Origin of the sequence: Aminobacter sp. NyZ550, assembly GCF_025628925.2 — a bacterium.
Classification (GTDB): domain Bacteria; phylum Pseudomonadota; class Alphaproteobacteria; order Rhizobiales; family Rhizobiaceae; genus Aminobacter; species Aminobacter ciceronei.
The window spans coordinates 18039-37033 of the sequence record NZ_CP114190.1; the positions used below are offsets into that span (position 1 = coordinate 18039).

At 64.0% G+C, this 18995-nt stretch carries 18 protein-coding genes; 3 read left to right on the forward strand and 15 right to left on the reverse strand.

Annotation, left to right across the window (positions count from 1 at the left end; all coding sequences use genetic code 11):
* Positions 1–125: 125 nt before the first annotated feature.
* From rpsO to rimP, 8 genes are all read right to left on the reverse strand, one after another.
* On the reverse strand, positions 126–395 hold the full coding sequence (rpsO, locus tag N7E70_RS00090) for a 30S ribosomal protein S15 (protein WP_154385943.1): 270 nt from the start codon (positions 393–395) through the stop codon (positions 126–128).
* Positions 396–558: 163 nt separating this feature from the next.
* Positions 559–1653 (reverse strand): magnesium/cobalt transporter CorA, encoded by a 1095-nt coding sequence (corA, locus tag N7E70_RS00095; protein ID WP_154385944.1) that lies wholly within the window; start codon positions 1651–1653, stop codon positions 559–561.
* Positions 1654–1714: 61 nt separating this feature from the next.
* Positions 1715–2662, reverse strand: coding sequence for a tRNA pseudouridine(55) synthase TruB (gene truB, locus N7E70_RS00100; RefSeq protein WP_263005041.1), 948 nt, complete (start codon positions 2660–2662; stop codon positions 1715–1717).
* 1 nt (position 2663) lies between these two features.
* Positions 2664–3071, reverse strand: coding sequence for a 30S ribosome-binding factor RbfA (gene rbfA, locus N7E70_RS00105; RefSeq protein ID WP_067954438.1), 408 nt, complete (start codon positions 3069–3071; stop codon positions 2664–2666).
* 114 nt (positions 3072–3185) lie between these two features.
* Positions 3186–5870: a translation initiation factor IF-2 gene (gene infB, locus N7E70_RS00110; RefSeq protein ID WP_067954440.1), complete on the reverse strand. Its 2685-nt coding sequence runs from the start codon at positions 5868–5870 to the stop codon at positions 3186–3188.
* Positions 5867–6517, reverse strand: coding sequence for an RNA-binding protein (locus N7E70_RS00115; RefSeq protein ID WP_067965752.1), 651 nt, complete (start codon positions 6515–6517; stop codon positions 5867–5869). The genes infB and N7E70_RS00115 overlap by 4 nt, the downstream gene beginning before the upstream one ends.
* A 32-nt stretch (positions 6518–6549) precedes the next feature.
* Positions 6550–8142 carry a transcription termination factor NusA gene (gene nusA, locus N7E70_RS00120; protein ID WP_263005043.1) on the reverse strand — a complete coding sequence of 531 codons (1593 nt, stop codon included), beginning with the start codon at positions 8140–8142 and terminating at the stop codon, positions 6550–6552.
* A gap of 51 nt (positions 8143–8193) precedes the next feature.
* Entirely contained in the window at positions 8194–8826 is a 633-nt protein-coding gene (gene rimP, locus N7E70_RS00125) for a ribosome maturation factor RimP (RefSeq protein WP_263005045.1), read from the reverse strand.
* Between the two features lie 272 nt (positions 8827–9098).
* Here rimP and N7E70_RS00130 point away from each other — a divergent pair, with 272 nt between their 5' ends.
* Positions 9099–9263 carry a hypothetical protein gene (locus tag N7E70_RS00130; protein ID WP_169808283.1) on the forward strand — a complete coding sequence of 55 codons (165 nt, stop codon included), beginning with the start codon at positions 9099–9101 and terminating at the stop codon, positions 9261–9263.
* 202 nt (positions 9264–9465) lie between these two features.
* Here the strand turns inward: N7E70_RS00130 and N7E70_RS00135 are convergent, their stop codons facing one another.
* From N7E70_RS00135 to N7E70_RS00150, 4 genes are all read right to left on the reverse strand, one after another.
* Complete coding sequence (locus N7E70_RS00135; RefSeq protein WP_192318695.1) at positions 9466–10980, reverse strand: tripartite tricarboxylate transporter permease; 1515 nt, start codon at positions 10978–10980, stop codon at positions 9466–9468.
* A 27-nt stretch (positions 10981–11007) separates the two neighbouring features.
* Positions 11008–11496, reverse strand: a complete 489-nt coding sequence (locus N7E70_RS00140; RefSeq protein WP_192318697.1) for a tripartite tricarboxylate transporter TctB family protein — start codon at positions 11494–11496, stop codon at positions 11008–11010.
* Complete coding sequence (locus tag N7E70_RS00145) at positions 11493–12437, reverse strand: Bug family tripartite tricarboxylate transporter substrate binding protein (RefSeq protein WP_154385947.1); 945 nt, start codon at positions 12435–12437, stop codon at positions 11493–11495. Before N7E70_RS00145 ends, N7E70_RS00140 begins: the two co-directional genes overlap by 4 nt.
* 312 nt (positions 12438–12749) lie before the next feature.
* Positions 12750–13814 (reverse strand): ABC transporter substrate-binding protein, encoded by a 1065-nt coding sequence (locus N7E70_RS00150; RefSeq protein ID WP_263005047.1) that lies wholly within the window; start codon positions 13812–13814, stop codon positions 12750–12752.
* Positions 13815–13933: 119 nt separating this feature from the next.
* On the opposite strand from N7E70_RS00150, the gene N7E70_RS00155 reads away from it, so the two are divergent.
* Together N7E70_RS00155 and N7E70_RS00160 are read left to right on the forward strand one after the other, a co-directional pair.
* The gene (locus N7E70_RS00155; protein ID WP_154385949.1) at positions 13934–14608 is read left to right on the forward strand and encodes a response regulator transcription factor; all 675 of its coding nucleotides are present in this window, start codon (positions 13934–13936) and stop codon (positions 14606–14608) included.
* Positions 14608–15999, forward strand: coding sequence for a sensor histidine kinase (locus N7E70_RS00160; RefSeq protein ID WP_263005049.1), 1392 nt, complete (start codon positions 14608–14610; stop codon positions 15997–15999). Before N7E70_RS00155 ends, N7E70_RS00160 begins: the two co-directional genes overlap by 1 nt.
* Positions 16000–16265: 266 nt before the next feature.
* Here N7E70_RS00160 and trmB read toward each other — a convergent pair whose 3' ends face one another.
* The 3 genes from trmB to N7E70_RS00175 all read right to left on the reverse strand — a co-directional run bounded on the left by trmB (position 16266) and on the right by N7E70_RS00175 (position 18923).
* Positions 16266–16967, reverse strand: a complete 702-nt coding sequence (gene trmB, locus N7E70_RS00165) for a tRNA (guanine(46)-N(7))-methyltransferase TrmB (protein ID WP_263005051.1) — start codon at positions 16965–16967, stop codon at positions 16266–16268.
* Between the two features lie 19 nt (positions 16968–16986).
* On the reverse strand, positions 16987–18270 hold the full coding sequence (gene metK, locus N7E70_RS00170; protein ID WP_067954457.1) for a methionine adenosyltransferase: 1284 nt from the start codon (positions 18268–18270) through the stop codon (positions 16987–16989).
* Positions 18271–18503: 233 nt separating this feature from the next.
* Positions 18504–18923 carry a helix-turn-helix domain-containing protein gene (locus N7E70_RS00175; protein ID WP_067954459.1) on the reverse strand — a complete coding sequence of 140 codons (420 nt, stop codon included), beginning with the start codon at positions 18921–18923 and terminating at the stop codon, positions 18504–18506.
* Positions 18924–18995: the final 72 nt, after the last annotated feature.

Genomic DNA, 18995 nt, shown 5'->3' on the forward strand with positions numbered 1-18995 from the left:
TCCGGAACCTTTTTCAGCGCGATCCCGCCCCTGTGGCGAGATCGGACCGATGGACCACCGATGAGGATGGCCCGAATGCGCGACCGGCGGGTCCTCCCTTGGGGGAGAACCCGCCGGTCAATTCATCAGCGGCGCAGACCGAGCTTTTCGATCAGCGTCTGATAGCGTGCGTCATCCTTGCGCTTGAGGTAGTCAAGCAGCGAACGACGCAGGGAGACGAGCGCCAGAAGACCACGACGGGAGTGGTTGTCCTTCTTGTGGTCCTTGAAGTGCTCGGTCAGGTTCTTGATGCGCTCGGAGAGGATGGCAACCTGGACTTCCGGCGAACCGGTGTCGCCTTTGGCGGTTGCGAACTGAGCCATAAGCTCGGCCTTGCGCTCTGCAGTGATCGACATCGTGTTTTCCTTTCAATCTGGAGGAAACGGGACGCCCTCGGCCGGGATGTCGTCCAGCTGGGGCCAATGGAACAAGGCGCTCAAAAGCGCGATGTTGCGGCGCATATAGTGGAATTTGGCAACAAAAGCCAGTCCCATTCGCAAGCCGGCTCCGGGCCGCGCTTCAGAGCCATTTGCGCCAGCGGAAAAACAGCACCAGCGAGATCGCGACAAAGGCCATGAAGCCAAGCGCCGCCGGATAGCCATAGGGCCATAGCAGCTCAGGCATGTTCCAGGGCGAGCTGGCGGGGTCGAAATTCATGCCCCAGATGCCGGCGAGGAAGGTCAGCGGGATGAAGATCGCCGAGACGATGGTCAGCACACCGATGATCTCGTTGGTCCGAGACTGCGATAGCGACAGCTGCATCTCGATCAGGCCGATCATCGTTTCGCGCTGGGATTCGACCGTTTCGGCGAGACGGATGGCATGGTCGAGCGTGTCGTTGAAATAGACCTTCGTCTCGGCCGTGATGAAGGGGGCATCGGAGCGGATGAGTGTCGTCAGGGCGTCGCGCAACGGCATGATCGTGCGCTTGAGCAGGCTGGTTGCCCGGCGCAAGCCGTGCAGCTGGCTGATGTGCTGCTTCCTGGGCGCGGCCAGCAGCTCGTCCTCGATGGCGTCGACCTTGTCGCCGGTGGCATCGACAATCGGGAAGTAGCTGTCCACCACCGCATCGATCAACGCATAGGCAAGATAATCGGCCTTGCGATGGCGCAGGCGGCTCGGATTGGAGGTGCGGATGCGCTGGCGCACCGGCTCGAACGGGTCGCCCTCGCGCTCCTGGAAGGTGACGACGAACTTGTCGCCGAAGAAGAACGAAATCTGCTCGTAGCGGCTGGTCCTGGCGTCGTCGATCATCGACAGTACGAAGAAGGCATGCTCGTCGAAGAAGTCGGCCTTGGAGCGCTGGCCTGTGTTGACCACATCCTCGAGTGCCAGCGTGTGCAGGTGGAAGATCCTGCCGATCTCCTCGATCAGGCCGATATTGGCGAGCCCGACGCAGTCGAGCCAGATCAACGGCCAGTTGTTGCAAGCCGCCTCGACGTCATCGAGGCTGGCGTCGTCGACGAACTCGCAGGTATCAGGTGAGATCAGCGTCAGGTTCAGCGCCGACTGGCGCGCCGACGGATCGGCGATCAGCGTGCCGGGTGACGCGCCGACCGGCGGCCGTGCGTGCTGGCGATGGCGACGATTGCCGTTGGGTTCAGCCAGTGCCATTTCGCCTCGCTCGCGGAATCATGTCAGCGATCCAAGCGGAAACGGCACCGGCAGACAAGCGTCAGGCAGTGAACACCCGCTTGGGCTTGAACATGCCCTGCTCGATGGCGCCGATGGCGACGAGCTTGCCGCGCGCGGTGGCGCAGGCTTCCTCGGCCTCGACAGGGGCATCGCGGCCGCGAACGATGACCGGGTTGCCGAGCCTGATCTTGGAGGCGGCTTCGTCGGTCACGGCGACCTGCGGCAGGCAGTCGAGTGCCGCCGAGGTGTCGACGACAAATTCATCGATCGCTGTGAAGTCCCATTTGCCGTCTTCGCCTTCCGGCTGGCCGGCGGTGCGAGCCGCCTCGAGCTCGGCAATGGTGACGAAGTCCTCTGCCGTGAAGGGGTCGACTTCGGTGCGGCGAAGCTCGGAGATGTGGCCGAAGCAGCCGAGATCCCGTCCCATGTCGCGGGCAAGCGAGCGGACATAGGTGCCCTTGCCGCAATCGATCTCGAATACGGTGCGATCAGCACTGTTTTCGATGATCTCGAGACGGCCGATCTCGACCTCGCGGGCCGGAATGTCGACGGTCTCGCCCTCACGGGCGAGGTCATAGGCGCGTTCGCCGGCGATCTTGATCGCCGAGAACTGCGGCGGCGTCTGCATGATGACGCCGGTATATTTCGGCATGACGGCGCGGATCTCTTCCTCGGACGGACGCTTGTCCGAGGTCTTGGTTACCGGTCCTTCCAGGTCGTCGGTCGAGCGCTCTTCGCCCCACGAGACGGTGAAGCGGTAAACCTTGGCGCCATCCATGACGTAAGGCACGGTCTTGGTGGCTTCGCCGAGCGCGATCGGCAGCATGCCGGAGGCGAGCGGGTCGAGGGTTCCGGCGTGTCCGGCCTTCTCGGCGTTGAACAGCCACTTGATCTTGGAGACGGCCTCGGTCGAGCCCATGCCCACCGGTTTGTCCAGCACCAGCCAGCCGGAGACGGGCCGGCCTTTCTTCTTGCCGCGACGCGACATGTCAGTCTTCCTTGTCTTCTTCGCCGTCGAGGTCGCGCGCCACTTCGGGCGAGCGCAGCAGATCGTTGATCTTGGCGAAATTGTCGTAACTGGTGTCCAGCCGGAAACGGAATTCCGGCATGTATTTCATCTGCTTGAGGGCAAATGAAACGCGGCCACGGATGAATTTGGCGTATTTGTTGAGTGCCGAGATGACCGCGTCCGGGTCCTTGGCGCCGATCGGCGACACGAAGGCTGTGGCGATCTTGAGATCGGGCGACATCCGCACCTCGGTGATCGAGATGACTGTCGTTTCGATCACCGGATCGATGATTTCTCCGCGCGGGAGCATTTCGGACAGCGCATGACGCACCTGCTCGCCGACGCGAAGCTGGCGCTGGGATGGGCCTGAACTCTGAAAACGCGACATGGTCCTGAAAATCCATATGTCGCAGGAGGCGGAATGGGACCGCACATCCTGCTGCACGAAAACGGACGGCGGCCGAACGGCCACCGTCCAAATGACTAGACTAATGCCAGAGGCTTAGAGCCTCCGGGTAATCATCTCGACGCGGAAGCACTCGATGATGTCACCCTGACGCATGTCCTCGTAGTTCTGGAAGGCCATACCACATTCCTGGCCGACCGGCACTTCGGAGACTTCGTCCTTGAAGCGCTTGAGCGTCTTGAGCGTGCCTTCGTGGATGACAACGTTGTCGCGGATGAGGCGAACGCCGGCACCACGTTCGACCTTGCCTTCGGTGACACGGCAGCCCGCAACCTTGCCCGTCTTCGTGATGTTGAAGACTTCGAGGATTTCGGCGTTGCCGATGAAGGTCTCGCGACGCTCCGGCGACAGCAGGCCCGACATCGCATCCTTGATGTCATCCACAAGGCTGTAGATGATGTTGTAGTAGCGGATCTCGATGCCCTGCTGCTCAGCGGCGTGACGTGCCTGCGCATTGGCGCGGACGTTGAAGCCGATGATTGCAGCACCCGACGTTTCGGCGAGCGTGACATCGCTTTCGGTGATCGCGCCGGCGCCCGAATGGACGATGCGCGCACGCACCTCGTCGGTGCCGAGCTTGTCGAGCGCTGCGATGATCGCTTCGACCGAGCCCTGCACGTCACCCTTGATGATGAGCGGGAACTCCTTGAGGCCGGACGACTGCAGCTGCGACATCATCTGCTCGAGCGAGCCGCGCTGGGTGGCGTGCTTGGCGACAGCCTTGTCGCGCGCCAGACGCTGGCGGTACTCGGTGATCTCGCGGGCGCGGGCCTCGTTGTTGACGACCGCGAAGCGGTCGCCAGCCTGAGGCGTTCCCTGGAGGCCGAGAATTTCGACCGGCATCGACGGCGGAGCTTCTTCGAGGCGGTTGCCACGATCGTCGACCAGGGCACGGACACGGCCCCACTGGTCGCCGGCGACGAGGATGTCGCCCGGCAGCAGCGTACCGGTCTGGACGAGCACGGTCGCAACCGGACCACGGCCCTTGTCGAGCTTGGCTTCGATGACCACGCCCTCGGCCGTACGGTCGGGGTTGGCCTTCAGGTCGAGAACTTCGGCCTGCAGCAGGATCGCTTCGAGCAGCTTGTCGAGATTGGTGCCGTTCTTCGCCGAAACCTCGACGTCGAGAACTTCACCGCCCATCGATTCCACAAAGACTTCGTGACGCAGCAGCTCGGTGCGGACCTTCTGGGCGTTCGCCGACGGCTTGTCGATCTTGTTGATCGCAACGATGATCGGCACGCCGGCAGCCTTGGCATGGCTGATCGACTCGATGGTCTGCGGCATGACGCTGTCGTCGGCCGCAACCACCAGGATCGCAATGTCGGTCGCCTGGGCGCCACGGGCACGCATCGCCGTGAAGGCGGCGTGGCCGGGGGTGTCGATGAAGGTGATCTTCTGACCGTTCTTTTCGACCTGGTAGGCGCCAATGTGCTGGGTGATGCCACCGGCTTCGCCCGACACGACATTGGCATTGCGGATGGCATCGAGCAGCGACGTCTTGCCGTGATCGACGTGGCCCATGATGGTGACCACAGGCGGACGCGACACAAGCGTCGTGCTGTGATCAGCGATGTCGAACAGGCCTTCTTCGATGTCGGACTCAGCAACGCGGCGGACCGTGTGGCCGAACTCGCCAGCCACCAGCTCGGCCGTATCGGCGTCGATGACGTCGCCCGGCTTCAGCATCTGGCCCTGCTTCATGAAGAACTTGACGACCTCGACGGCGCGCTCGGACATGCGCTGGGCCAGTTCCTGGATCGTGATGGTCTCAGGAAGGATGACCTCGCGCACGATCTTTTCGCGCGTCTCCTGGTGCATCGCACGCTTGAACTTCTCCTGGCGGCGACGCATCGCCGACAGCGAACGCGAACGTGCGTCGCCATCCGCGGAAGACAGCGCCGTGTTGAGCGTCAGCTTGCCACGACGACGGTCGTCCTCGGTCTTGGTCTTGGCCGGACGGGCGATCTCCGGGGTCGCAACGCGGCGGATCGGCGATGCGGTTGCAGCACCGGGTCCAACGCGGCCCTTCGGCTTGGCTTCCACTTCGTCAGGCACATTGGCTTCGAGGGCAGCGGCCGGCGCACGGCGGCGGGCTTCGTCCTCGGCGCGGCGGCGGGATTCAGCCTCGGTCTTGAGGCGGGCTTCCTCCTCCGCCTGGCGGCGAGCCGAATCCTCGCGCTCCTTGCGGCGGCGCTCGTCTTCTTCGGCACGGCGGCGTGCGTCTTCGGCAGCACGGGCGCGATCTTCCTGTTCTCGCGCGACCGAGCCTTCGAGCGCACGACGACGGGCGTCCATCTCGCTGCGCGACAATGAGTTCAGCACCATGCCCGAGCGCTCGGGCTGGCGCGGCGCAGGCCGCGGTGCCTCTTTCGCGACGGGCGCGGGCGCGGGCGTCGGGGCAGGCCTGGGCGCAGGAGCTGCCGCGACCGGCGTCGGAGCAACAGGCGCTGCTGCCACGGGCGCAACCGGAGCTGCCGGCGCGGGCGCTGCCGGCTGGGGCTTGGGCGCGAAAACAGTCTGTGCCGTCGGCGTCGGCTCGTGCTTGTCGCCGGGCATGGAGAACTTACGCTTCTTCGTCTCCACGACGACCTGCTTGGTGCGGCCGTGCGAGAAGTTCTGGCGTACCGTTCCCTGCTCCGATCCCGGGCGCTTCAGCGTCAAGGTCTTCTTCGGAGTGACGCTCAACGTGTTGTCATCGCCCGATTTGCTATCGCTCATTCCATATCCTCTGCGGCATCATCGTCGTAGGCAATCGCCGCAATCATTGCCAGATCATCCGGGGATCCGCCCCGATATCGGTCAAGCGCAACCATGCGCTTCGCGACCGCCTTGCCCGCTTCTCCCGCGAGGACGGCAGCATGTATCACATTTGTTGCCCCCAATGCCAAACCCAATTCCGCTTCCGAAAAAAGTTTGTAGGCGGGCGTGGCAGGCCCGCCGATATGCACTGTGGCCTTGCGGGCCTGGGTGATCTTGCGGACGCCATCCTCGGCGCCCTCGTAAGCATGGAGTACCAGAAGCGCCTTGCCGGCACGGACAGTGGAGTCGACCTTGGCGGCACCTAGTGCCACCAGACCGGCCTTGCGGGCAAGCCCAAGCGAGCCAAGTGCTGACCGGGCGAGCAGATTATCCACCATTGCGCCCAGATCGGGCGGCACGACGACCTGCGCCTTGAAGGCACGGGCGAACATGCCCTTGGCCGCCGCCTTGTCAATATGTAGGCGGTCGGCCGTCACCCAGCAACCGCGGCCGGGCAGATTTCTTTTGAGATCGGGATAGACGGCCGAATCCGGGCCGACGACGAAACGGATCAGATCATCCGGTTCGGCGCTTTTGCGCGTGACGATGCAGGTGCGATCGTTCATCTCGTCCAACAGATTCCTCGGCCGGCCTCACGTCACTCACCGGCGACGTCGGCAGGCTCTTCCTCGGACGCAATCTCGTCCTCAGCGATCCAGCCAACCATGCGTCGGGCAGCAACAACCATCTGTTCCGCGTCGGTGCGCGAGACGCCGAAGTCGGCGAGCACGCCCGGGAAGAACTTGGTCTCTCCGTCCTTGCGTTCCTTCCAGCCGACGAGATCGTCGGCGGCGTAGCCGGCGAAGTCCTCGACAGTCGTGACACCGTCATTGCCGAGCGCCACCAGCATCGCGGTGGTGACGCCGGGAATCTCGCGCAGCTCGTCTTGCACGCCGAGCGACTTGCGCTTCTCGTCGTGCTCGGCCTCGATCTTGCCAAGATATTCGCGGGCGCGGGTCTGGATCTCGGAAGCTGTGTCCTCGTCGAAGCCGTCGATCGATGCGATTTCGTCGGCATCGACGTAAGCCACTTCCTCAACCGAGGTGAACCCTTCGGAGGCCAGAACCTGGCCGACCATCTCGTCGACGTCGAGCGATTCCATGAACAGGGTCGAACGCTCGACGAATTCCTTCTGGCGGCGCTCAGACTCTTCCTGCTCGGTCAGGATGTCTATGTCCCAGCCGGTCAGCTGCGAAGCCAGGCGCACGTTCTGGCCGCGGCGGCCGATGGCCAGCGACAGCTGATCATCAGGAACCACGACTTCGATGCGCTCGGCGTCCTCGTCGAGAACGACCTTGGCGACTTCAGCCGGCTGCAGCGCGTTGACAATGAAAGAGGCAGCCGAAGGCGACCACGGAATGATGTCGATCTTTTCGCCCTGGAGCTCGCCGACGACGGCCTGGACGCGCGAACCACGCATACCGACGCAGGCGCCGACCGGGTCGATCGAACTGTCACGCGAGATGACGGCGATCTTGGCGCGCGAACCGGGGTCGCGGGCAACCGACTTGATCTCGATGATGCCATCGTAGATTTCCGGCACTTCCATGGTGAACAGCTTCGCCATGAACTGCGGATGGGTACGCGACAGGAAGATCTGCGGGCCGCGCTGCTCGCGGCGCACGTCGTAGACGTAAGCGCGGACGCGGTCGCCATACTTGTAGTTTTCGCGAGGGATCAGCTCGTCGCGGCGGATGATCGCCTCGCCACGGCCGAGGTCGACGATGACGTTGCCGTATTCGACGCGCTTGACCGTGCCGTTGACGATCTCGCCGATGCGATCCTTGTATTCGTCGTACTGGCGATCGCGCTCGGCTTCACGCACCTTCTGGACGATGACCTGCTTGGCCGACTGGGCGGCAATGCGACCAAAATCCATCGGCGGCAGCTGTTCGGCGATGAAGTCGCCGAGCTGGGCGTCGGGGTTGCGCTCGCGTGCCGAGGTCAGGGCGATCTGGGTGGCATAGTCCTCGACCTTGTCGACGACTTCCATCAGGCGCTGCAGCTTCATCTCACCCGTGTTGGGGTTGATGTCGGCGCGGATGTTGGTCTCCTGACCATAGCGCGAGCGCGCTGCCTTCTGGATCGCGTCGGCCATGGCGGCGATGACGATCGACTTGTCGATCGACTTCTCGCGGGCGACCGCATCGGCGATCTGCAGCAGTTCGAGCCTGTTGGCGCTTACAACCATTGTCTTTCTCCCGGAGCGACCGGCCGGACCTTGCCCAGCCGTTCGGCTCTATCAATCTTCCGTTTCGGTTTCTTCGTCTTCCGGCGCATCCTCGGCTTCGCCGCGACGCTTCCGTGCTTCCTTGCGCGCCTGATTGTCCTTGCTCAGGGCATCGCGAATAAGATCGTCGGTGAGGATCAGCCGGGCATCCGAGATCGCCTCGAAAGGCACGCGCACGGTCGGCTCCTCGCCGTAAGCGGCCTGGTCGCGCTGGATCAGGACGCTCTCTTCGTCGACTTCGGCGATCTTGCCGCGGAAGCGCTTGCGATCGGCAACCATGACCGAGGTCTCCATCTTGACGATGTGACCGATCCAGTTGCCGAAATCCGACTTGCGGACCAGCGGCCGGTCGATGCCCGGCGACGAGACTTCGAGATGATACGCCTTTTCGATCGGATCATCGACATCGAGAGCAGGCGAAACCGCGCGGCTCACCTCTTCGCAATCCTGGACGGTCATGGTGCCGTCTTCGCGCTCGGTCATGATCTGCAGCGTCAGCCCGTTCTGGCCCGAGAGACGGATGCGAACGAGGCGGAAGCCGATCGCGCGAAGGACGGGCTGAACGATCAGGGCGATACGGGCGTCGATGCCGGTCTCGCGGATGATGCGGTCGTCGCCTGTCTGTTCGACTGCGTTTTCGGTCATTGGTTCTCCAGACGGTCGGCAGGTAACAAAAAAGAGCGGGACCGGGTGGACCCACTCTTCGTCATACCGACCAAGAATTTGAGGCTGATATAGCCGAAGGCGGCGCGCCTTTCAAGTCCTGTGGCCGGTTACGTCCACTGGCACTTGTTTAGCCGACCATTGCAGCAGATGCATGGCAAACATGCGCGGACACCCCTACCGCTTCTCTCTGCGTCACCTATATTTGGTGCGCTGCACAAAAATGATGATGCAGCGCAAAAGAGGACACTGAGATGAGCACCCGCAAGCAATTTGGCCGCATTGGCGTACTGGTTCGCACCTTTGGTAGCGCCGTCGCAGCAGCAGCAGCCGTCGAGCGCGGTCATCGCCCAACCAACCAGGACCTGGTGATGCTCGGCATCGACCCGATGCACTTCGACCGCATCCGCAAATACTGATCAAGGCATTCAGGGTAGAGAGCGCACCGCTGGCCGGTCATTGGCGATAGCCGAGACGGGCCAGCCGGGCAGTGCTCCGGAGCGGCCGGTTATTCTGACCGTCGCTCTGTCCCTGGGTCCTCAGCCTCCCCCATGAGGCAAAGAAAAGCCGAGGCCGGGATACCGGGCCTCGGCTTTTTTCGTTTCAGAGGACGAGACGAACTCAGTCCTCGTTGGCGCCCAGCTGGGCCAGCACCTTGCCCCGGCCACGGGCACGCAGATACAGCGGCAGCAGGACGGCGGTCGCCGCAAGCAGCAGCAACACGATCGCGATCGGCGAATGCACCAGGATCGTCGGGTCGCCCTGGCTGATGGCCAGCGCGCGGCGAAGCTGCTGCTCCGCCATCGGCCCAAGGATCAGACCGACAACGACGGGCGCGATAGGATAGCCGAAGCGGCGCAGACCATAGCCGAGCAGACCGAAGGCCAGGAGCATGCCAAGTTCGAAGGTCGAGGGGTTGGCGCCAATGGTGCCGAGCGTCGCAAACAGCAGGATGCCCGAATAAAGCCAGGGCAGTGGGATGGTCAGCAGCCTGACCCAGACGCCGACCAGCGGCAAGTTGAGCACCAGGAGCATCAGGTTGGCGACCAGCAGCGAGGCGATCAGGCCCCAGACGAGCTGCGGGTTGGTCGCAAACAGTAACGGTCCCGGTTGCAGGCCGAATTGCTGGAAACCGGCGAGCATGATGGCAGCGGTCGCCGTCGTCGGCAGGCCGAGCGTCAACAGCGGCACCAGAGTGCCGGCCGCGGAAGCATTGTTGGCCGCCTCGGGGCCCGCGACGCCTTCGATGGCGCCATGGCCGAACTCTTCCGGCTTCTTGGCCAGGTTCTTTTCCACCGAATAGGACAGGAAGGTGCCGATTTCGGCGCCGCCGGCCGGCATGGCGCCGATCGGGAAGCCGATTGCGGTGCCGCGCAGCCATGGCTTCCATGACCGGCTCCAGTCCTCGCGCGTCATCCACACCGAACCCTTGATCGCCTGGATGGTCGAATCGCCGCCCTTGCTGGCAGCGACGCTGAGCGCTTCACCGACGGCGAACAGCGCGACCGCAAGCGTCGTCACCTCGATGCCGTCGAGCAGGTCGGGAATGCCGAAAGCCAGGCGCGCCTGGCCGGTCTGCAGGTCGATGCCGATGAGACCAAGGCCGAGGCCGATGAACAGCGCCGTCAGTCCGCGCAACGTCGAATCGCCGAAGGCGGCGGAGACGGTCATGAAGGCCAGGATCATCAGCGCAAAATATTCGGCCGGGCCAAAGGACAGCGCCATCTTGACGACCGTCGGCGCGACAAAGGCGAGACCGACCGTGGCGATCAGTCCGGCAACGAACGAGCCGATGGCGGCCGTTGCCAGTGCCGGGCCGCCTCGCCCGGCACGCGCCATCTTGTTGCCTTCGAGCGCGGTGACGATCGAGGCACTTTCGCCAGGCGTGTTGAGCAGGATCGACGTCGTCGAGCCGCCATACATGCCGCCGTAGTAGATGCCGGCGAACATGATCAGCGAGCCCGCGGGATCAAGCTTGTAGGTGACCGGCAAAAGCAGGGCGACGGTCAGTGCCGGGCCGATGCCGGGAAGAACGCCGACAGCCGTGCCGAGCGTCACGCCGATCAGCGCATAAAGCATGTTCATCGGCTCGAGTGCCGTGAGCAGTCCCTGCGCGAGCAGACCGAAGGTATCCATTTAGAGCCGAGCTCCCTTGATAATCGCTCAGAACAACAGATGTTCGAGCGGGCCGGCGGGCAGCGAGAGCTGCAGTCCCTTGGCGAAAATGATCCAGACGACGAATGAAAGCACGATGCCGATCGGGATCGTCTTCCACAGCGGTCCGCGGCCAAAAGCGCTTGCCGTTGCGGCAAAGAGCAATCCGGTGGCGATCGAGAAGCCAGCTGTCTTGAGCAGCAGCATCTGGGCGGCAAGACCGCCGACGATCCAAAGGATCGGGCTGATCTCCTGCTTTTCGCGTTCGGGGAAGTCGCCACGCCAGGCTTCGAAGAACGTCCAGATTGACAGGCCGAAAAAGGCCACAGCAATTACATAGGGAAACGTTGTCGGGCCGACGCGGGCATAGTTGGCGCCGGCGCCATGGCTGGCTGTGCTCCAGGCAATGACCAGAGACACCACCATCAGCAGGGCGGCGATGACAAGCGCCGCCCGATCGGGGCGGCGCCTTTCTTGTTGCTGGTTGTCCAGGCTCATTTCACCAGGCCGATGTCTTTCAGGATGGCGGACGTCGCCTCGGTGTCCTTCTTCAGCTGGGCTGCGAAGTCGTCGCCGGCGAGATAGGTATTGGCCCAACCCTTGTCGGCGAGGATCTTGGTCCACGAGGCCGAGGTCACCATCTTTTCGACGTCGGCGAGGACGGCTGCCTTCTGCTCGGCCGAGATGCCGGGAGCAGCAGCGACCATGCGCCAGTTCTGGATCGAGACGTCAACGCCGCCTTCCTTGAAGGTCGGGGCATCGATGCCTTCGACCTTGGCATCCGACGAGATGCCGATGATGCGCAGCGTGCCGGCCTTGATCTGCTCGGCAAATTCGCCGTAGCCGGATATGCCGACCGTCACCTGGCCGCCGAGGATGGCAGCGAGAGCCTCGCCACCGCCGGAATAGGCGATGTAGTTGACCTTGGTCGGGTCGACGCCGGCAGCCTTGGCGATCAGGCCGGCCGTGATGTGGTCGGTGCCGCCGGCCGAGCCGCCGCCCCAGGAAACCGAACCCGGATCAGCCTTCAGCTTGGCGACGAGGCCAGCCATGTCCTTGATGTCGGAAGCGGCCGGAACCACGAGCGCTTCATATTCGCCGGTCAGGCGTGCGATCGGGGTGACTTGGTCGAGCGTGACGGGCGAGGCGTTGGTCAGGATGGCGCCGACCATGACGTAGCCGCCGACGATCAGCTGTGCCGGGTCGCCATTGGCCTGGTTGACGAACTGGGCGAGACCGATGGTGCCGCCGGCGCCCGGAACGTTGTTGACCTGGACCGAGCTGGAGATCTTCTCGTCCTGGAGCGCGGTCTGCATCGAGCGCGCGGTCTGGTCCCAGCCGCCGCCAGGCGCTGCCGGAGCCATGATCTTGTAGTCGGCCGCGGCGGCCGGCAGGGCAAGCGCGCCCGCGATGATGGATGCCAATACGAACTGCTTCATTGCTGTTCCTCCCTTGCCCGCATGCGCGGGACAGAATGCTTTTTCAGTTTCGGAGCCCGCGCCTGAGGCACCGTCCCGGAACCTGGGGAGAAAGGAACTGGCCGGCTTAGGGGCCTGCCATCACAGCAGCGTTTCCCGGCCCCTCTGCGCGGCGGTGAGAACCGCCGTCGGGTAGCCTTAGCGGAAACGTGTTCGAAGTCCTCCCGAACTTTCCGAGCCTCGCCGCCTCCAAACGGATGGGCCAAAACTTCCCTATCGCAGCAACCTGACATCAGACTGACACCGATGCAACAGCTTGGGTACATCCTGTCGTCAGGGACTGCGCAGCGCCTCGTTCCAGCGCTCGATGACGCGGGAACGCTTGACCTGATCGAGATAGACCATCAGGCCTGGACTGACCGGCACCGGGCGCAATTGCCCGCCCAGAACCTCCTGCATCCGGTTGGCGGTGTTCTCGCCGGACACCTCGGGATTGACGGCCGCGATATGCAGCTGCCGCGCCATGACCGTCTGGCCTTCGGCCGACATGAAATATTCGAGATAGCGGCGGCCGAGGTCGGGCGACTTGGCGGCCGCCGGCACCAGGCCGATGCGCGACATCACCACCGTGTAGTCCTTGGGCAGGACGATGCCGACATCCGGGTTGCGCGCCGCCCAGTCGGCGGCATAGGAGCCGAGGATGTTGTAGCCGAGCACGAAGCGGCCGTCGGCGATCCGCTCAAGGATGGCACTGCTCGTCGAATAGAGCTTGACGCCCCCCGCCCCCATGGCCCGGATCACCGACCAGATGTCGGGATACTGTTCCTGATCACGAGCCATGAACATGAAGCCGACGCCGGAGCGCTCGATGTCGTAGGTGGCGATGCGGCCATAAACCCTGTCGCCCTGAGACTTGAGATAGTCGACGAACTGGCCACGCGTCGCCGGCGGGTCGACGTCCTTGAAGCTCGGTTTGTGGTAGACGAACACCGCCGGCTCGTAGGTCAAGGCATAGGCGGTGTCGCGCCAATTGGCCCAGCGCGGCCAACGATCGGACAAAGGCAGCCGGCTTTCCTGGGCGTAACCGTCATTGGCGAGCTTGACCTGCAGGTCCATCGCCGAGGAAAAGGCGATGTCGGCAGTGCCCTTGCCGGCGTCGGTCTCGGCCAGGACACGGTCGTAAATGTCGACCGTTTGCAGTTCCTCGTAACGAACGGCGACGCCGGGATTGGCCTTCTGGAAGCCGGCGATCATCGGATTGTTCAGCGGCGCATCAAGCGAGGAATAGACGACGAGCGTGCGGGCGTCCGACGCACCGTTGAGAGCTGGAAAAACGGTGACTTCCGCTTGCACGGGCGCAGAAAGGCAGACAAGGGCGGTGAGAATGGCTAGGCGCATGATCGCCGGACCATGCCTCAGCGCGCCGGACGACACAACGGGCGGATGCGTCGAACGGGCTCTGGACCTTTGCCCGGCGAATGGGCATCGTTCGGATGGGGCGGGCAAGGAGAACAGGGTTGCGCATTCTGGTGGTCGAGGACAACGCGACGCTGGCCGGGGGGCTGGCGGCGGTGCTCAAGGGCAGCGGCTATGCCGTCGACGTGGTCGGGGACGGCGCGTCCGCTGTCGCGGTGCTCGCCACCGAACGTTTCGATCTCGTCATCCTCGACCTCAATTTGCCAGAGATGGACGGGATCGACGTGCTGCGCACCATGCGCGGGCGCCAGCACGACGCCGCCGTGCTGATCCTGTCGGCCAGGCATTCGCTCGACGAGCGGGTCAAGGGCCTCGACCTCGGCGCCGACGATTACATGGTCAAGCCCTTCGACGTCGGCGAGTTGGAGGCGCGTGTCCGCACGCTGCTGCGCCGCCGCGCCGGGTTGAAGGCCGCCACAGTCAGCTTCGGCGAGGTCCAGCTCGACCTCAACACACGCAGCTTCTCCTCGAACGGGGCGGCCATCGACATCCCGGCGCGGGAACTGGCACTGCTCGAAACTTTGTTCATGCGCGCCGGCAAGGTCGTCGCCAAGCAGGCGATCATCGAATCGCTGGCCGGTTTCGACGAGGACCTCAGCGCCAACGCCATCGAGCAATATGTCAGCCGCCTGCGCAAGCGGCTGGCGCCCTATGGCCTGACAGTCAGGACCGCGCGCGGCATCGGCTATTATCTCGAAAAGATCCAAAACCCCTGATGGCGCGGACGCGGCCCTATTCGCTCCGCCGACGGCTGTTGCTGTGGCTCCTTGTGCCGCTGGTCGCCCTCGGCCTGATTGCGCTGGCCGACACCTACAACGAAGCTGTGGAAACGGCCAACGCCGTCTCCGACCGCGTTCTCGCCGGCTCGGCACTGGCAATCGCCGAGCGCGTGGTGGTGGCCGAGGACGGGGCGCTGGAGGTCGACATCCCCTATGTCGCGCTCGAAATGCTGACCTCGGCGGCTCAGGACCGCGTCTTCTACCGCGTCGACGGCCCCGACGGCTTCATCACCGGCTACCAGACGCTGCCCGTCATCAACGGGCTGGAGCTCGAAGAGAGCGGGTATGAAGATGCCAGCTTCCGCGGTGAGCCGATCCGGCTCACTTCACTGTCCCGCGCCGCCTCGACGGGTGCGACTTCGATCCCGTTCGTCGTCACCATTGCCGAAACGACGATCGCCCGCACCCAGCTGGCGCAGACAATCCTGCTGCGCTCGGCGCTGAGACTCGCCATCCTGATCGGCAGTGCGGCGGCGATCGTCTGGTTCGCCGTCACCTTCTCGCTCAGGCCGCTCTACCGGCTGCGCGACGCCATTGCCGAGCGCAATCCCGACGACCTGCACCCGATCGAGCAGTCGGTGCCGAGGGAGGTGCGCGGGCTCGTCGACACGGTCAATTCCTTCATGGGCCGGCTCGGCTCGGCGCTCGGTGCGATGCGGCATTTCACCGGAAATGCCAGCCACCAGCTGCGCACGCCGCTGACCATTATCCGGACCCAGCTGGCGCTCGCCTCGCGCGCTCATTCGCTGGAAGAGGCGCGGCAGGCGGCCCGGATGGGCGACGAGGCGGTAGCCCATGCCGAGCGCGTCATCGCCCAGCTGCTGTTGCTCGCCAAGGTCGACGAAGCGGCATCCGACCGGCTGAAGAACCTTGGCACGGTCAACCTGACCGAGCTTGCCCAGCAGCTCACCGCCGACCGCGTCACCCAGGCGCATGCCGCCGGCATCGACCTTGGTTTCGAGGGCGAAGAGCTGCTGTTCGTGCGCGGCGAGCCGATGCTGCTCGGCGAAATGATCCGCAACCTGATCGAGAACGTGCTTGCCTATGCCGGCAACGACGCCGAGGCGACGGTCAAGGTGCTCGACGGCGGCACCGAGGTGGTGCTGGAGGTCGAGGACACCGGTCCGGGGATCGCGCCCGCCGATCTTGAAGGCGTGCGCCAGCGCTTCGTCCGCGGGCGGGCCGGCGACAAGCCCGGCGCCGGTCTCGGCCTGCCGATCGTCGAGGAAATCGCCTCGCTGTTCGGCGGCCGGCTGGAGTTGTTGGCCGGGGCCGATGGCCGTGGGCTCAGGGTCAGGGTGGCGTTCGGGAAGGCCCCCGACGCCTAGCAGCCCGAACAGGAGCGCTCGTCATCCCGGAAAACTTAGCGAAGCGCAGGTTGTCCGGGACCATTGATGAGCACGGCCGGGATCTGGCTTGCGGTTGCATCAATGGAGGCCAACGAAGCAAGGACCTGGCCGCCCATCACGATGATCCAGTCAATGGGTCCCGGCTCTCGCGCCGCTCGGCCGGGATGACGTCGCCGCGCTTCATCCAACACCCCTCATCCGTCCATTGGGGGCATCTTCTCCCACAAGGGGAGGACGGATCGCGCCTACGTCCTGACGAAGGTCAGATAGGCCGGAGTGCGGTTCTCGCGGATGGCCTTGGCTTCGTAGCGGGTGCGGGTCCAGCCTTCATAAGGGGTGTGCCAGTCCTTGGCATCAGCGGCCTGCCAGTCGAAGGCAGGGTGGGCGCGGCAGTGCTGCAGGGTCCAGTTGACATAGGTGTCGATGTCCGAGGCGAAGCGGAACTTCGCGCCGCTTTTCAGCACGCGGGCGAAGCGGTCGAGATTGACCGGGCTGACGAAACGGCGCTTCCAGTGCTTTCTCTTGCGCCACGGGTCGGGATACAGCAGGTCGATGCCGTCGACCGAGGCCTCCGGCAGCCAGTCGAGCAATTGGGTAGCGTCCTCGTCGTAGAGCCGGATGTTGGCGAGCGGCTTTTCATGCAGCGCCGCAGCCATCTTGGCCATGCCGTTGACGAAGGGCTCAATGCCGATGAAGCCGTCATCGGCATTGTTCGCAGCGATATGGCGAAGATGTTCGCCGCCGCCGAAACCGATCTCGAGCCTGACCTTCGAAACGTCGGCTTCGAACATGGTGCGAAGATCGGCGGGAGCGGCCACGCCCAGGTCAATGCCGAGGCGTGCCAATCCTTGCTCAAGCGCCTCCGCCTGATAGGGGCGGATGGGCTTGCCGCGCCGACGCCCGAAGAAGGCTTCCGTCGAGCGGCTGCGGCGCGGTTCCTGTTCCATTGGTGGTCCTACGGTCGCCTCAGGCGGCGACCGCTTCCTTGCCAGCAACGGCGTCCTTGAGTGCCTTCACCAGATCGGTCTTCTCCCAGGAGAAGGAACCGTCGCGACCGGCCTTGCGGCCGAAATGGCCGTAGGACGAAGTCTTGGCATAGATCGGCTTGTTGAGGTCGAGGTGACGGCGGATGCCCGACGGCGACAGGTCCATGACCTGGCGCAGCGCATCCTCCAGCACCGCCTCGTCGACCTTGCCGGTGCCGTGCAGGTCGACATAGACCGACAGCGGCTGGGCAACGCCGATGGCGTAGGACAGCTGGATGGTGCAACGGTCGGCAAGCTTGGCCGCAACGACGTTCTTGGCGAGGTAGCGCGCGGCATAGGCTGCGGAGCGGTCGACCTTGGTGGTGTCCTTGCCGGAGAACGCACCGCCGCCATGCGGGGCAGCGCCGCCGTAAGTGTCGACGATGATCTTGCGGCCGGTGAGGCCGGCGTCGCCGTCAGGACCGCCGATGACGAACTTGCCGGTCGGGTTGATGTACCAGTTGCAGTCGTTGGCGATCTCGAGGTCGCCAAGGGCTTCGCGGATGTAGGGCTCGACAACCTTGCGGACCTTGCCCGAATCCCAGCTGCCGTCGAGGTGCTGGGTCGAAAGCACGATCTGAGTGACTTCATGGGCCTTGCCGTCCTGGTAGCGCACGGTGACCTGGCTCTTGGCATCCGGACCGAGCTTGCCGACATCGCCCTGGCCCTCGTGGCGGGCCGAAGCCAGCAGTTCGAGAATCTTGTGGCTGTAATAGATCGGCGCCGGCATCAGGTCGGGCGTTTCGCGGCAGGCATAACCGAACATGATGCCCTGGTCGCCGGCACCCTCTTCGCCCTGGCGGTCGGCGGCGCTGTCGACGCCCTGGCCGATGTCGGGCGACTGGCCGTGCAGCAGCACGTCGATGCGGGCGGTCTTCCAGTGAAAGCCGGCCTGCTCGTAGCCGATGGCGCGGATGGCCTTGCGGGCCACCGACTTGAACTTGGACGGATTGACGACCGGATGACCGGCGGCGTCCTTCACGACCTGGCCGTTCTTGTCTTTCTTCAGCAGCGTGTCCGGCACGCGAACTTCGCCGGCGATCACGACGCGGTTGGTGGTTGCCAGGGTTTCACAGGCAACGCGGACCTTCCACGGATCCATGCCGGTCTTTTTGGCTTCACGATAGACGAGATCGACGATCTCATCGGAAATGCGGTCGCACACCTTGTCGGGGTGACCTTCGGATACGGACTCGGAGGTGAAAAGATAATTCTGCCGCTGCACGGGATGTCCCCTCTAGAAAGCGATCGGCGCGATGCCGATCATTTGGCGCGACACGTGTTAGCGAAGCCTGCCAGACCTCGTCAAGCAGGCTTCATCGCGGAAGCGCTGTTAATGCAAGGGAGTTGCGACGGCGCATCGCCGTCGCACTCGCGCATCGGCCCGAAGATCAGAAGCGATTTTCGGGCAGTCGGGGCGCGGCTCGCGCATCCGGCGGGACGCGCAACGCTGCGCTGCTACTGGTCTTCGTCGTCGGCCAGGACCTTAGCCAACTCGATAACCTTGCGCCGAACCTTGGGGTTGGAGATCCGGGCAAAAGCGCGGTTGAGCTGGAGGCCTTCGGCGCTCGAGAGAAAATCGACCACAAAAGACGTGGACGAATCTTCCGACAGCCCCTTGTGCTCGCCGCCCTCGGCGCCGGGGGCATCCTCGAAGAAGAAAGCAACCGGAACGCTCAGGATGGAAGCGATGGCCTGAAGGCGACTCGCTCCGACACGATTTGTTCCTTTTTCATATTTCTGGATTTGCTGAAAAGTAATGCCGAGGCTCTCTCCAAGTTTCTCCTGGCTCATTCCAAGCATATTGCGTCGCAGGCGAATGCGTCCGCCGACGTAGACGTCGGTCGGATTTGGCTTTTTCTTGTTCTCTTTTTCCACTGTCTTTCCTCGCCGGATTTTTCCAGCTTATTATTTGGGCAGGCACCCCATTCAGGGCAGTTTATTGCGTCC

What these genes read in the sequence shown, in the direction of transcription:
- rpsO (WP_154385943.1), bottom strand. Translation starts at nt 395, where the DNA reads ATGTCGATCACTGCAGAGCGCAAGGCCGAGCTTATGGCTCAGTTCGCA.
- corA (WP_154385944.1), bottom strand. Translation starts at nt 1,653, where the DNA reads ATGGCACTGGCTGAACCCAACGGCAATCGTCGCCATCGCCAGCACGCA.
- truB (WP_263005041.1), bottom strand. Translation starts at nt 2,662, where the DNA reads ATGTCGCGTCGCGGCAAGAAGAAAGGCCGGCCCGTCTCCGGCTGGCTG.
- rbfA (WP_067954438.1), bottom strand. Translation starts at nt 3,071, where the DNA reads ATGTCGCGTTTTCAGAGTTCAGGCCCATCCCAGCGCCAGCTTCGCGTC.
- infB (WP_067954440.1), bottom strand. Translation starts at nt 5,870, where the DNA reads ATGAGCGATAGCAAATCGGGCGATGACAACACGTTGAGCGTCACTCCG.
- N7E70_RS00115 (WP_067965752.1), bottom strand. Translation starts at nt 6,517, where the DNA reads ATGAACGATCGCACCTGCATCGTCACGCGCAAAAGCGCCGAACCGGAT.
- nusA (WP_263005043.1), bottom strand. Translation starts at nt 8,142, where the DNA reads ATGGTTGTAAGCGCCAACAGGCTCGAACTGCTGCAGATCGCCGATGCG.
- rimP (WP_263005045.1), bottom strand. Translation starts at nt 8,826, where the DNA reads ATGACCGAAAACGCAGTCGAACAGACAGGCGACGACCGCATCATCCGC.
- N7E70_RS00130 (WP_169808283.1), top strand. Translation starts at nt 9,099, where the DNA reads ATGAGCACCCGCAAGCAATTTGGCCGCATTGGCGTACTGGTTCGCACC.
- N7E70_RS00135 (WP_192318695.1), bottom strand. Translation starts at nt 10,980, where the DNA reads ATGGATACCTTCGGTCTGCTCGCGCAGGGACTGCTCACGGCACTCGAG.
- N7E70_RS00140 (WP_192318697.1), bottom strand. Translation starts at nt 11,496, where the DNA reads ATGAGCCTGGACAACCAGCAACAAGAAAGGCGCCGCCCCGATCGGGCG.
- N7E70_RS00145 (WP_154385947.1), bottom strand. Translation starts at nt 12,437, where the DNA reads ATGAAGCAGTTCGTATTGGCATCCATCATCGCGGGCGCGCTTGCCCTG.
- N7E70_RS00150 (WP_263005047.1), bottom strand. Translation starts at nt 13,814, where the DNA reads ATGCGCCTAGCCATTCTCACCGCCCTTGTCTGCCTTTCTGCGCCCGTG.
- N7E70_RS00160 (WP_263005049.1), top strand. Translation starts at nt 14,608, where the DNA reads ATGGCGCGGACGCGGCCCTATTCGCTCCGCCGACGGCTGTTGCTGTGG.
- trmB (WP_263005051.1), bottom strand. Translation starts at nt 16,967, where the DNA reads ATGGAACAGGAACCGCGCCGCAGCCGCTCGACGGAAGCCTTCTTCGGG.